General features: G+C 48.1%; 16 protein-coding genes. 7 read left to right on the forward strand and 9 right to left on the reverse strand.

Annotated features, from left to right (window positions below; translation table 11 throughout):
* Positions 1–4: 4 nt before the first annotated feature.
* Genes fliI through fliF form a run of 4 tightly spaced genes read right to left on the reverse strand, consistent with a single transcriptional unit; the run spans position 5 to position 4779 of the window.
* Positions 5–1369, reverse strand: a complete 1365-nt coding sequence (fliI, locus tag AAZR23_RS03190; RefSeq protein ID WP_046892411.1) for a flagellar protein export ATPase FliI — start codon at positions 1367–1369, stop codon at positions 5–7.
* Complete coding sequence (gene fliH, locus AAZR23_RS03195; protein ID WP_218428065.1) at positions 1366–2097, reverse strand: flagellar assembly protein FliH; 732 nt, start codon at positions 2095–2097, stop codon at positions 1366–1368. The genes fliI and fliH overlap by 4 nt, the downstream gene beginning before the upstream one ends.
* Entirely contained in the window at positions 2090–3082 is a 993-nt protein-coding gene (gene fliG / locus AAZR23_RS03200; protein WP_052927391.1) for a flagellar motor switch protein FliG, read from the reverse strand. Before fliG ends, fliH begins: the two co-directional genes overlap by 8 nt.
* Positions 3079–4779 (reverse strand): flagellar basal-body MS-ring/collar protein FliF, encoded by a 1701-nt coding sequence (fliF, locus tag AAZR23_RS03205; protein WP_218428067.1) that lies wholly within the window; start codon positions 4777–4779, stop codon positions 3079–3081. The genes fliG and fliF overlap by 4 nt, the downstream gene beginning before the upstream one ends.
* 274 nt (positions 4780–5053) lie before the next feature.
* Between fliF and fliE the strand changes: the two genes are divergently transcribed.
* The 3 genes from fliE to AAZR23_RS03220 all read left to right on the forward strand — a co-directional run bounded on the left by fliE (position 5054) and on the right by AAZR23_RS03220 (position 7277).
* The gene (fliE, locus tag AAZR23_RS03210) at positions 5054–5365 is read left to right on the forward strand and encodes a flagellar hook-basal body complex protein FliE (protein WP_218428069.1); all 312 of its coding nucleotides are present in this window, start codon (positions 5054–5056) and stop codon (positions 5363–5365) included.
* A gap of 613 nt (positions 5366–5978) precedes the next feature.
* Positions 5979–6335, forward strand: a complete 357-nt coding sequence (locus tag AAZR23_RS03215; RefSeq protein WP_434690503.1) for a hypothetical protein — start codon at positions 5979–5981, stop codon at positions 6333–6335.
* Positions 6336–6587: 252 nt separating this feature from the next.
* Positions 6588–7277, forward strand: a complete 690-nt coding sequence (locus AAZR23_RS03220) for a DUF7424 family protein (RefSeq protein ID WP_046892406.1) — start codon at positions 6588–6590, stop codon at positions 7275–7277.
* Between the two features lie 41 nt (positions 7278–7318).
* Here AAZR23_RS03220 and AAZR23_RS03225 read toward each other — a convergent pair whose 3' ends face one another.
* Positions 7319–8014: a hypothetical protein gene (locus AAZR23_RS03225; protein ID WP_218428075.1), complete on the reverse strand. Its 696-nt coding sequence runs from the start codon at positions 8012–8014 to the stop codon at positions 7319–7321.
* Positions 8015–8360: 346 nt separating this feature from the next.
* Here AAZR23_RS03225 and AAZR23_RS03230 point away from each other — a divergent pair, with 346 nt between their 5' ends.
* Entirely contained in the window at positions 8361–8693 is a 333-nt protein-coding gene (locus AAZR23_RS03230) for an MliC family protein (RefSeq protein ID WP_107679389.1), read from the forward strand.
* Positions 8694–8765: 72 nt separating this feature from the next.
* Here the strand turns inward: AAZR23_RS03230 and AAZR23_RS03235 are convergent, their stop codons facing one another.
* Entirely contained in the window at positions 8766–9269 is a 504-nt protein-coding gene (locus tag AAZR23_RS03235; RefSeq protein ID WP_434690507.1) for a DUF4377 domain-containing protein, read from the reverse strand.
* A gap of 110 nt (positions 9270–9379) precedes the next feature.
* Here AAZR23_RS03235 and AAZR23_RS03240 point away from each other — a divergent pair, with 110 nt between their 5' ends.
* The 3 genes from AAZR23_RS03240 (at position 9380) to AAZR23_RS03250 (ending at position 10685) form a co-directional block, all read left to right on the forward strand.
* Entirely contained in the window at positions 9380–9733 is a 354-nt protein-coding gene (locus AAZR23_RS03240; protein WP_434690510.1) for a hypothetical protein, read from the forward strand.
* Between the two features lie 162 nt (positions 9734–9895).
* Positions 9896–10276: a fluoride efflux transporter CrcB gene (gene crcB / locus AAZR23_RS03245; RefSeq protein ID WP_046892402.1), complete on the forward strand. Its 381-nt coding sequence runs from the start codon at positions 9896–9898 to the stop codon at positions 10274–10276.
* Positions 10277–10286: 10 nt separating this feature from the next.
* The gene (locus tag AAZR23_RS03250; RefSeq protein ID WP_434690513.1) at positions 10287–10685 is read left to right on the forward strand and encodes a CrcB family protein; all 399 of its coding nucleotides are present in this window, start codon (positions 10287–10289) and stop codon (positions 10683–10685) included.
* 94 nt (positions 10686–10779) lie between these two features.
* Here the strand turns inward: AAZR23_RS03250 and fliT are convergent, their stop codons facing one another.
* The 3 genes from fliT to fliD are packed head-to-tail and all read right to left on the reverse strand — an operon-like array spanning position 10780 to position 12984.
* Positions 10780–11169, reverse strand: coding sequence for a flagellar protein FliT (gene fliT / locus AAZR23_RS03255; RefSeq protein ID WP_218428079.1), 390 nt, complete (start codon positions 11167–11169; stop codon positions 10780–10782).
* Entirely contained in the window at positions 11159–11557 is a 399-nt protein-coding gene (gene fliS, locus AAZR23_RS03260) for a flagellar export chaperone FliS (RefSeq protein ID WP_218428081.1), read from the reverse strand. The genes fliT and fliS overlap by 11 nt, the downstream gene beginning before the upstream one ends.
* Positions 11558–11562: 5 nt before the next feature.
* Entirely contained in the window at positions 11563–12984 is a 1422-nt protein-coding gene (fliD, locus tag AAZR23_RS03265; protein ID WP_434690517.1) for a flagellar filament capping protein FliD, read from the reverse strand.
* Positions 12985–13046 lie beyond the last annotated feature (62 nt).

Raw genomic sequence — 13046 nt, forward strand, 5'->3', positions numbered from 1 at the left:
CTCGTTATGCGTCCGGTATCACCTGACTGAGCTGCTCACAGGCGGCCGGGTAATCACAGCGCTCATCGATATCCTGTTGCAGAAACTTCGCCATATACGGGAACAGCTGGATGGCCTCATCCAGCATCGGATCACTGCCCGCCGCGTAAGCACCGACATTGATCAGGTCGCGGTTGCGCTGGTAAGCCGAGGTCAGTTGTTTAAAGCGCTGAATTTTCCGGTAATGACTTTTCTCAATCAGCTCGGTCATGGCACGGCTGATGGAGGCTTCAATATCGATAGCAGGGTAGTGTCCGGATTCAGCCAACGATCGTGAAAGCACGATATGGCCGTCAAGAATTGCCCGCGCGGAGTCAGCAATCGGGTCCTGCTGGTCATCCCCTTCGGTCAGAACGGTGTAAAACGCCGTCACCGAACCACCGTTTTTGCCGTTACCTGCCCGTTCGACCAGTGCCGGTAATTTTGCGAACACGGACGGAGGATAGCCTTTTGTGGCAGGCGGTTCTCCGATGGCGAGCGCAATTTCACGCTGTGCCATACTGTAACGGGTCAGTGAATCCATAATTAACAGCACGTTGCGACCCAGATCACGATAATATTCCGCGATCCGCGTGGCATAAGATGCTCCCTGCATCCGCAGCAGCGGGGAAACGTCCGCCGGGGCTGCGACCACCACGGCGCGCTTTAATCCGTCCGCGCCGAGGATATTTTCAATAAAATCTTTGACTTCACGGCCGCGCTCACCAATCAGACCGACCACAATAATGTCCGCCTGTGTGAAACGCGCCATCATGCCGAGCAGCACACTTTTCCCGACACCGGAACCGGCAAACAGCCCCATCCGCTGACCGCGCCCGACGGTCAGCAGGGCGTTGATAGCGCGGACACCGACATCCAGCACATCCTTAATCGGTGAACGTTCCAGCGGGTTAATCGGCGGTGTGGTAAGCGGAGCACGGATTTTGGCGTCGAGCGGTCCTTTGCCGTCCAGCGGGTTGCCGGAGGCATCCAGAATACGGCCAAGAAGCTCATCACCCAGCGGCAGCTGACGGCTGGTCTGCCCGCCGCTTCCGGTGGATTGTGCATAGACACGCGCACCCGGCGCGATACCGTCCAGTTCAGCCAGCGGCATCAGCAGCATACGCGGTCCGTTAAAACCGACGACTTCGCAGATGACTTCTTCGGTATTTCCGTTGATCACACGCTCGATAAAGCAGGTGGCACCGAGCGGCATTTTAATGCCCTCGGCTTCCATCACCAGCCCGGTAATTTTGGTCAGACGCCCGTAATGGCGGGTCATCGCCACACCGGACATCCGTGATTCAAAGCCTTCCAGCGCGCCTATCCAGCGGCCAATCCGCGCGGTCATGATAATGTCTCCGGCGCGTATAACCGGCACAGCTCCTGCCAGCGGGTGGCAACACTCATATCAATTTCACCGTCATCCGCCACCACACGGCATCCGCCCGCATGCAGTTGCGGATCAGGTACCAGACGCCAGCCGTTCAGACTGAGCTGGGTACCGAGATGCTGTTCCAGCATCTCAATATGTACCGGGTTGACCCGCAGTTCCGGCTGACCGGCAAACAGCGGCTTCTGCTGAAGCAGGCGGCTGATCTCTTCCAGCAGCGCCGTGCCGTCACAGACCGCAGGCTGTCCGAGCACCTGGCGGGCGGCGGTCAGGGCAATCTGTAACAGTTTTGGGGTCACCACGCTGTCAAAGCTGTCGAGTGAGTAACTGAACTCAGATAACAGCTTCTGCCAGGCTTCAGTAACCGGCTGCTGCTCTGCCAGTACCTGCTGACGCCCCTGTTCCGCTCCTTCCTGCAAACCCCGGGCAAACCCGGCATCATAACCGGCTTTTTCTCCCTGCTCATGACCGGACTGAAAACCGCTGCGCTGCGCCTCTTCTTTCAGGTTATCCAGCAGGTTGATCTGCTCGAGCACTTCTTTCGGCTCGAGGCAGGGAACTTTGGGCTTTTCCGGCTCCGGCTCATCGGACAGGGCAGGGAGTACAGAGGAATTGAGATCCCACTGGTTCAGCTCCCGCGGCTGCCAGCGTTTCCACGGCAGACCGGCGTTTTCCTTATCAGACATAGACATCGTCACCACCACCAATCACAATTTCGCCGGTTTCCATCAGACGGCGGACAATCAGCAGAATTGATTTCTGTTCATTCTCAACCTGTGACATCCGTACCGGAGAACGGGACTCCAGATCATCACGCACAATTTCAGCCGCACGGGTCGACATATTGCGCAGGAAGTGGTCACGCAGCTCTTCGTTGCAGCCTTTCAGTGCAATGACCAGCGAGTCGTTGGAGACATCCTGGAGGATGCGCTGGATACTGCGGTTGTCCACTTCGATAAGATTTTCGAACAGGAACATTTCGTCGATAATACGCTGTGCCAGTTCGCCGTCGTAATCGCGCATTGCACCGATAACACCTTCTTCCTGCTGACTCTTCATCAGGTTGATGATCTCGGCTGCGGTTCTCACGCCACCCATTTTGCTGCGCTTGAGATTCTGGCCGTCCAGCAGGTTGTTGAGAACTTCGGTCAGTTCTGCCAGTGCTGCCGGCTGCACACCACCAAAGGTGGCGATACGCAGCATGATGTCGTTGCGCTGGCGTTCGTCGAACAGCTCCAGTACGTCGGCGGCCAGGTTGCGTTTTAAATGCACCAGGATGGTGGCGATAATCTGCGGATGCTCGTCGCGGATAATATCGGCCACGGTCTGCGGTTCCATGTAGTTGAGGCTTTCGATCCCGGACGCACTTTCGTGTTTCTCGAAGATATCTTCCAGCAGACTGGCGGCGCGGTCTTCACCCAGCGCTTTGACCAGCACGGAACGCAGATAGTCATTGGTATTGATGTTCAGCGCCGCGTACTGAATCGCCGCTTCCTCAAATTCCGTCAGGACTTCCGCCAGTTCGGCGTTGGAAACCTGGCGCATATTGGAAACCGCCATACTCAGTTGCTGGACTTCTTTATTGTTCAGGTGTTTAAAGACCTCGGCGGCCTGATCTTCACCGAGCGTCATCAGCATGACGGCGCTCTTTTCTGTTCCGCTTAAATTCATTGTGCTTTTCCTAACCACTGACTGATAACCATTGCCACAACCTGCGGATCTTTATCCGCCATCTCACGGATACGCTGGCTCTGAATTTCGGCACTGACACGCTGACGGGTCAGGCGGCGGCGGGTTTTCTCGTCCATGTCGTCACTGATAACATCATCAGCCACGAGCGGGGTTTTCATCTGAGTCGCCTTAAACATACGGGCTTCCGCTTCCGCCTGCTGTGCTTTGCGGTAGCGCTGCCACTGCGGTCTGATACCTTTGCGCCACAGCAGCCAGCCCACCAGTAACAGCAGCAGAATCTTGCCGTACTCCAGTGCCTGCGCAATGATGACCGGGCTTGTGAAGACAGACGGCTCTTCGGTCAGCGGACCTTCATCGGTAAAGCGGGAGTTGGTGATGCTCAGACTGTCACCGCGGCCGGAGGAATAGCCCATTGCTTCACGGGTCAGTGATTCAATCTCTTTGAGCATCTCCGGCGGCAGCGGCTGCATTTCCTCACTGCCGTCTTCTTTCTTCTGCGGCAGCCAGTTAATAATCACCGCAACAGAGAGACGGTCAACCACACCGATCTGGCGCTGGGTGTGACTGATTTTGCGATCCACTTCGTAGTTTGTGGTTTCATCACTCTGCGAATTAATGTTGCTGTTACGGTTATTATCGGCAGGGGATGCATTTTTGTTATCTTTTGTATCCGCTTTTGCTGTTTCAACAGGGGCGGAAGGGGCACTGACCGGCTGATTGGATAATGCGCCCGGTACGCCGCCCGGGCCGCCGTTGCTGTTCTGCTGACTCTGGCTGCTCTGACGTGAGCGGACAGCGGCGGAATCCGGCTGCTGGTTTGGTTTGTATTCTTCAGCGGTCTGCTCGACTTTGGAGTAATCCACCTGAGCGGTAACCTGTGCCTGTACGTTGGCGCGGCCGACCAGCGGGGCGAGCAAATCTTCAATACGCTGTTTGAGGCGTGCTTCAGTTTCCTGCGTCATACGCATCTGTGACGTGCTGACAGACTGCTGGCTGTTATCATTGTTTGTCAGCAGGCGTCCGGCCTGGTCAACAATAATAACGTTGGATGATGTTAATCCGGACACACTGCCGGAGACCATATGCACAATTGCACTGATCTGGCCTTCATCCAGTGCGCGGCCCGGCAGTAATCCGACGGTAACGGACGCTGTCGGTGATTTCTGTTCACGGACAAACAGGGTCGGCTTAGGAATCGCCAGGTGCACCCGCGCGGTCTGTACCGGGCTGAGTGATTCAATCGTGCGTGACAGTTCCCCCTCAAGGGCGCGCTGGTAGTTCACCTGCTCACTGAACTGACTGATACCGAACTGTTCTTTATCCAGCAGTTCAAAACCGGTATTACCGCCTTTCGGCAGACCGGCCTGCGCCAGTTTCAGGCGCAGTTCATGCACTTTATCGGCAGGAACCAGAATGGCACTGCCGTTATCCGCGAGCTGGTAAGGCATATTCATCTGTGTCAGCTGACCGACGATATCGCCGCCGTCTTTGGCACTCAGGTTGCTGAGCAGAACGCGGTAATCCGGGCTGCGCATCCAGAGGAACAATGCAACAATAATGGCGATTGCGGCAGCGCCGGCGACCATCAGCGGAACCTTCGGATCAGCCTTAATGCGGTCAATAATCAGGGCTAATCCCTTTTTGGTATCTCCGGTGTCTTGTGGTGCGGCACTCATAAACATTCCCTGCCTTGCAGATTTGACGGGTGAAAATAGTTTTGGCGAAACAACGTAATTTCCCTCTTTGTAACGTCACTTTTTTACGCTGCTATTATTCCCTGCAAATCACAAATCTAATGACAGAATCAGCCCGTGATTTTGGTGTTATTTATGGGCTTCAAGTTAAAAAGGGTGTGTTAGGGTATGCAGGCAATAGAATGTGACAGATGTCTTTTTCAGCCGGAAATGATTTCCGCTGTACGCATTCATCCCTGTTAACGGAAGAAAAAACATGACAATTCAGGCAATTGAGGGAGTCATCTCCCAATTGAATGTAACAGCAGCACAGGCAGCAAGCCAGACGAAACCGGTCGTTGATGCACCGGGGTTTGGTGATCATCTGATCTCAGCGGTTAATGAGATCAATACCACCCGTGTGAATTCAGCGAAAAAGGTGGAAGATTTCACGTTGGGTAAAGCGGATATCTCCCTTAACGATGTTATGGTGGATATGCAGAAAGCAAGCCTGAGCCTGCAAATGGGTATTCAGGTACGTAATAAACTGGTGGCCGCTTACCAGGAAATCATGTCAATGCCGGTGTGATGGTGTTAACATATTGATATGAATGGTTAAATATCTTTTTTTGTCTGTGATTGTCTTGGCGGAGAAGCCGATATCTTCCCGCGCCGGGGCACACAGCTTACTGCTTCTTCCTGAAACGCTGAAGTGGCCGCAAGTTATCTGAATAAATTCCCCTTACATCGCCGCCGGGATAACAGCTATGGCGGCGATAATTACGAGTACTAAGTATTCAATCCGGTGCGACAAGGTTTGGTTTTCATGTTGTTTACCTGCTGATATCCCGGGGGCGGGATAGGGTGGTATAGTAATTGGAACAAAACTAATTAAGGATGATAATTGTGATTACCATGTTTGCCATGTTTTATACTTTTAGTTCCCCGCTCATTGCAGGAATTCTGCCGGTACTGTTTGCATTCGCTGTTGCTGCATAATGTGTATTACGGATTTTTACCAATCGCTTTATTGATTGCCGCGTCAGCCTGGTCATGATGATCTGACTGAAGGAAAGCGCCGGTTGGTAAGCAGGAAGAGGGTGTGACAAAACATCAGTATCCGCAATGTTTCGGTTCTTTCTTACTACAAACAGAGCACGTATCGCTTAGTATCATGGCGTTAAAACTAAACGGTGGTACTTATGAAAAAGTTATTGATAGTATCAGTTGCAGCTATGTTTGCCTTTGGCGCCTATGCTGAAGAAGGAAAAGGATATTCATCAGAGCAACTGCATAAAATGATTGAATCCGGAAAATATCCGGCTGTTACTGAATACAAAGAAACAGGCGGTGGTGATGTTGCGGATATAAAATCATGTAAGGACAGGATACTGAGCCGTGCTGCTAATTTTTCAGAATATCCAATCACCGTTGAGCGGGATATTGAAAATGAAGTTTACGAATCAACAGTATGGATGAACTTAAAGGCGCAAAAAGTTATTTGTGAGATTAAAGATGGCAAGGCTGAAGGGACACAGTTTGATGCATCCTATAAGTAAGCCGGGAAAACGCCGGTAAGAGTAAATCAGCCCCGGAAGGGGCTTATTTTTTGCCGGATTAAGCCACAAATATCCCGCCGCTATCGTATTAATTTCAGTGCCGGCAACAGAGTGTCACAAGGCCCCGGCAGTCACATGCAGTAACCTTTTCCCGGCCACTCTGTATTGATGTCACAAAAACTCCCCTGACTTATTTAATTTCATTGCCGGTATGTTTAAATAGATGAATCAGAAACATATATTGGTGAAAAAATGAAAAAAATACTTCCCGTACTTATCTCTGTTTCATTACTGGCAGGGTGTAAAGTCGATGTTGAAACAAAGGTAAATACGGATGATCTGGTATCGCATGAGCATAAACTGGTCACCGGTAATATCAATGTGGAAGTACCGGCCTGTAATGATTTCGAAGATTCACGGAAAGAATCAAAAAGTCTGATCAGAATTAAAGAAAAAATGCCTGCGGTATTCTCCGGTGCGGAATACAAAGAGTGTTATAAAGAGCGGTTTAATTCCTATGCCAGTTTTACCGTTCCTGTCGGGGTCGGGTTTATCGCGGAAGATATGAAAGCGGTGAATGCTGAGATTTACATTTTATCAAATGACGAACTCTATGCCGGTATTATGATTACCCCGGAAGCGATTAAGCGTCTGAAATCCGCTAAAGAATCCACCCCCGGCGATCTTAAGCTGCAAATGACACTGGTGCTGGAAAAAGGTCAGTTACCGATCCCGAATATTGCGGCGATGAGTGTGTTTATGACCGGTACGGAAGCGAATAATAAACCGCTGATTGCGGGCCGTGTCGGTATTGAAGCTAAAGAGGTCCGCTTTAGGTTATCTGACGTTTCTAATGCGTTAATTGAGAGCGGTAATATTGCACCGGTACTCTATAAAGCCGAAATGCTGGAGAAATTAGTGGCGAATCTGAAAAAAGACTAACCGCTGCGGTCAACCGGCAGAAACAATAAGCCCGGCGGGGCTTATTGTTTTATCAGTCCGGTGTCGTAGCGTTCTTTTCCGGTAATATGTGAATGAGTCATGGTGGTATCCGATGTCAGCCGGAGAATCGTCGCTGACAGTGATTTATGATACGGGTGATCGTACAGTGATTCTTTATCTGAATACGCATATGATTTGAAATGCAGCTCATCGCCAACCCAGTGCACCTGATTATACAGATGATTCCAGTTCTGATTACTGTCAAGTTTCAGAATAAAATTACCCTTGTTGTCTTTTGCGATTTCAATCTGAACAACATGATTATACAGCCACTTTCCTTCAAAACGGCGGAGTTCCGGGTGCGGCGGGATCACCGGTGCAGGTATAAAATCGTCAGGCTGATAGGCGGTTTTCGGCGGCGGATTAACCTCACCGGTATAAAGACTGCAAAGAGGCGCCACTTCAGAGACTTTCAGATACAGCAATGACACACTGAAATCATCATTAATTTTCTGTTCCAGCTTCATGGTTTTTTGCGTAATACCGGTAATTTTCAGACTGACCATAGCAGTGCCGGAAGTCAGCACAATCGTATTATTTTTTTTATCCACGGCGTAGGATGCTGTTTCAGGGGGTTCTTTCATATCCGGTTTGGCACAATTAAAGGAATACAGGGAAGATGTGCCGTCTGCATTATACTGTACAACATTGGCTATTCCGTTTTTAAGCGGCACCATAGCCCAAATTCCTTCAATATCCTGATTTTCAGCTGAATAAGCAGTCAGTGAGAATAAAAGAAGTAAAGCAGATAATAATTTTTTCACCATTACATCCTGTCATAAAAATAGTAATATCCGGCGCCGGATAACCAGTCAGCCGGAATAAATGTTAAATAACGGCTACGCAATTTCACCAATAACAGTACTGTCCGGGATAACGTAATTTAAGTATCACTGCATAACAGCAAAAAATAAACAGGACTGCCGGATTACAGAGATATCCTATATTGCTTCCTGATACCGGATGCATAATTATAACGCAACAATATGAAAGGTTGTATTACTCGTTTTTCAGGAGAATTCAATGCGTAAAATTTTGTCTGTATCTGCTGTCGCGTTAGTTTCCGCATTATTATCAGGCCAGGCGTTTGCTGCAAAAACAGATACCTATAATTGTGAAGGGCAAAAAATTAAAGTTTCTTTCCCTGATCCCAAAACGGCAGTGATGGTATACAGCGATGAAATTATTGTTCTGAAAGAGGCTGTGGCTGCCAGCGGTGCCCGCTATGTCGGGGAGACTTTCCAGCTTTGGGCAAACGGAAAAAATGAACTGAACCTGGCCACTATCTCAGAAGATGATACAGTGAACGGGCGTATTGCCGAAGATAAAGGCCGTACCTGTAAATTAGTGAAATAACAAAGCGCATTTTTGTTATCGCAGATAAATAAAGAGAGCGGGTCAGTTCAGAGCCCGCTCTTTTTGATCGTCTTATTTATGATTTTTTCGGTAATAAGTCCATTCTTCAACCCGCTCACCGCCCGGTAAATTACAGTAACCGGTCCAGCCCGATTCTGCTTTTACGATTTCTGTTTTACCGCCGGATTGCTGACAATACACTGATGCCGGGTTTGCCATGCCAATTTTTGCGTCTTTCGCCGGTACAGGATCTTTATTCAGTACAGAGATTAACTGATAACGGATATTGGGTGCGTCCGCAGGCGGATTCGGCACATTGGTGGTTTTGACGGACACACGGTACTGATATCCCGGTTCATAAGTAAAACTGTCAATGTTCTGATAGAAGAATTCCCAGTCTGCGTCCGGTGATTCTTTCACTTTCATGCATTTCATCGGCGCGACACCAACACAGTCTGCCAGTTCAGCATCAATATAGAGCGTTTTGGTATTATCTGCTGCTGTCTCTGTCAGGGTACTCTGACTGCATCCTGCCATTAATAAGAAGAGAGGGGCAATAACATAGGCTGATTTCATCAGTTGTCCTTAATGTGTGTTAAAATAGTGTACTTTCACTTTATTTTCGACAGTGTAAAAACAGGATTAGTTCCGTATAGCTGGTGTTTTTATCCATATAAAGAGTGTGAATGAAAGTATATAAGTCATTGATAAAAATTATAATGATGCTGGCCGGTTTTTATTTCAGAACCGCGCTGTATACGGTAACCGGAATTATGCTGGCAAAATGGATAAATAACGATCAGCGGGTACCACCTGTTTCCGCTGAATATTGGAATACGCTTTATCTGGCAGGTACATTCTTTCTGGTTGTGTTGTCGCTGATATTCCTGGCTGATCTTATCCGTTTTTACCGTAATATGCTGCGGGAGCCGGTAATTGCCGCACTACGGCATCAGCGTTATCCGGCAATCGCGGCGCTGGCAGGCGGGGGGAGTATTTTTCTGCTGATTATCAATTATTGGTATCCGTTCTTCGTATAAACACAGAATATTACAGGGTATAACCTGTAACCGGATTACAATTCAGGCATCTTTGTACAAATTCAGCCGGTTTCACTCAGGTCATTGAGAAGTAAAGAGAGAGGATCTACACTATCAGCTGTACGTATTTCTCCTGAGGATGGTCTTTACAGGTGAGGCTATATGACAGCAATTGATATTTTCTGGGTCGGTATCGGCGGCGGCAGCGGATCATTACTGCGCTGGTGGGTCGGCAAACTGACCGGTGAGCGTTATCACGGTCACTTCCCGCTGGGCACCTTTATTATTAATGTCTCCGGTGCTTTTATTATCGGTTTTTTAAGCACATTATTCGTCATTGACTGGCATGACCGCTTTGGTTCATTCCTGCATGCGGCTGTTCTGACCGGTATTCTCGGTGGTTATACCACATTCAGCAGTATGCAGCTGGATGCGGCAAAACTGGTGAATTCAAAACAGCGGATGCTGGCTTTCGTGTATTTATTGCTCTCGGTTGTGGCGGGTCTTGCAGCCGCTGCACTGGGTGTCTGGCTGGCGGCATGAGGACAGCAATATGAATATGGTCATTCTTATTTTTATTGGCGGCGCATTCGGCGCAATCTGCCGCGAATTACTGATGCTCGGTGTGCCGTCCCTGAGTGATGGTTTTCCGGCGGATATCCTGGCGGCTAATATTATTGCATCATTCCTGCTGGGAATAACGGCGGCATTATTACAGCGTAACCGGATTAATCAGTATGTGAATGCGCTGGTGGCAACCGGTATTATGGGCGGATTATCCACGTTCAGCAGTTTTGTGTACGGAACATTTGAAATAATGTCATCCCCGGCGCTGATAGGGACCGGAATAACCTATCTGCTGGTCAGTATGATCGGTGGTTTTGCTGCGGTAATGGCGGGATTATTTTTGGGGAACTGTGTGAAGCCCGGAGTGAAAAATACCGCAGGATAGTAAAAAGTTCCTGCCGGACAGGGAACGACTGTCCGGCAGGAACAGATCAGGCTTTTTTTTCATTATTTTAAGACACTGCGCTGATCAAAAAAACTTATTCCACTGGTTTAACATGAATAGCATAATCCGGGTCACTGAATTGCCCGTAACTTTTATTAATCACCCGTTGTTGGTCAAGCTGTTTTATTTCTTTACTCAGAAAGTTGAGGTGATCCTGCAAATAGATTTTTGTTACCCGTTCATTTTCAATAATAGCCTGCAGTATTTCTACCAGCTCGCCGGTAACCGGTTGTTCTTTTTCCAGTTCATGAGATAACTGTGTCAGGTGTTCAACCGCGCAAACATAATCAGTTTCACGGGAAATTAAATCATCCCACTCACTGTTTTTAGCCAGGGTAACGAGTTCTTCACTCAGTGTCAGTACATGTTGGTATATATCGTGTAAATTGATGGTTGTTTGAATACTCACCTGATTATCTTTCATCCACATTTGCCCCGATTTGTTGCCATGTTGCCGCGAGATCGGAGAGCAGTTGATAGACCTCTTTTACGTAGGCCACGTTATTTTCGATATTTGCGTTGAGTAACCGCATAATCATATAGTCATACAGAGAGGCCAGATTATGAGCCAGCTCACCGCCGGCGTCATAATCCAGAACCTGTTTCAGACCATTATCAATAATATTAATGGCCTTTGATAACTCATTACCCTTGGCGGCAATATCATTTTGCTCCATAAAGATTTCGCTGCGGCGAAGGGCGCTGAGCGCCCCGTTAAACAAAATCCGGATCAACTGATAAGGCGAGGCATTGGTAATTTCACTTTCAAGATTAACCTGTTGATAAGCCTGATTTGCCTTGCGCTGATACATTATTTTTAACCTAACATTCTGCCGAGTGCTTGTGTGGTGCCACTCAGGGAGTTCATCATTTTGTCCAGATTCTGGAACTGACGGCGATACAGATCCATGGTGTTTTCAATCTGCTTGGTGGTTTGTTCAATACGTTTATCGATACCTTTTTTCTTCTTCTCCAGACCGTCGGTTGCGTTATGAATCGTACCTTCGCGGCTGTCTAATGTCTTTTTCAGATAATTGAAGTTTTCGGTGGCAAAACCGGTTTCTTTTCCGTCACCGGCAAAGAACTCTTTTACACTGGAGCCATTTTCTTTCAGTGCCTTATCCAGAACTTTGTCATCAATTTCCAGGGTACCATCTGATTTTTGTTTGATACCCATTTTGTTCATGGTATTAGGATCGCCATTACCATTTGGTGTTCTGATTTGTGCACGGATGGTGTTCTGAATACCGCGTATGGTTGAATCACCAATTAACGGGCCGTTTGTTTTATCAGCAGCCTGGCCTTTTTCTGTCTGGGTATATTTGGTCAGATCTTTACAGAGTTTCTGATATTCATTATAAGCATCCACCCATTCTTTAATTTTCTTTTTTGCCGGTTCGCTGTCAGCAGTAACAGATAAATGTTCGGCTTCTCCGTTTTCACTTTTTTTCTTCAGGGTCAGTGTTAAACCCGGAAATTTATCTTTAATTGTGTTGGTTTGCTCTTCAAAATCAAAACCATTAATGGAAAATTTTGAATTTTGCGGCGGGACCTTCTCGACCATTGCACTTTGAGAGGTGTCTAATTTACCGTTACTATCATATTTAATACACAGGACATTGTTTAATTTGTCGTCTCCCTGTACGCTGACTGAAATCCGGCTTTCAGTACCTTCGGTTTTTGATGACATCGACAGTACATACTTGCCATCAGCGGTTTTAATGACTGCTGCTGTTACCCCTTTGTCCGCTTTATTAATTGCATCGGCGATTTCAATTAATGAAGTATGATCCTGGGATAGTTTTACAGTAAAGGTTTTTTTCGGATCACCTCCGGCACCCTGGGTAATGGTGATGGTGCGTTCAGAACTTCCGTCGCCCAGCGGTGTTTTATTACTGTCCTGACCCTTTGTGGCAATAGTCTGGGATTTGGCTAACTGATCCACTTTTACATCATAGACACCAGGTACCGCTTTACCGTCAGTCGTTACATCAAAGCTTTTATATTCACCGCTGACTTTGGTTGTACTGATATCGTCGTATTTCTTCAGACCCTCTGCAGCCGATTTTAATTTTTCCAGTGCTGCCTGTAATTTTCCGAATGCACTAATCTGAGCATCGCATGCTGTTTTCTGGGCGGTTAATGGTTCCAGACGGCGCATTTCTGCTTTCTCCAGCATATCCAGCTGTGAATTGAGATCCATCCCCGCGCCGATTCCTAACGTTGCTATGCCTGCCATGTACTTCTCCTGAATTTAATTGGTTTTACATAGTTATCGGTTGGCAGCGGAAGAATTTTAGC

Origin of the sequence: Morganella sp. Je.2.23 (assembly GCF_051129855.1) — a bacterium.
Lineage (GTDB): Bacteria > Pseudomonadota > Gammaproteobacteria > Enterobacterales > Enterobacteriaceae > Morganella > Morganella sibonii.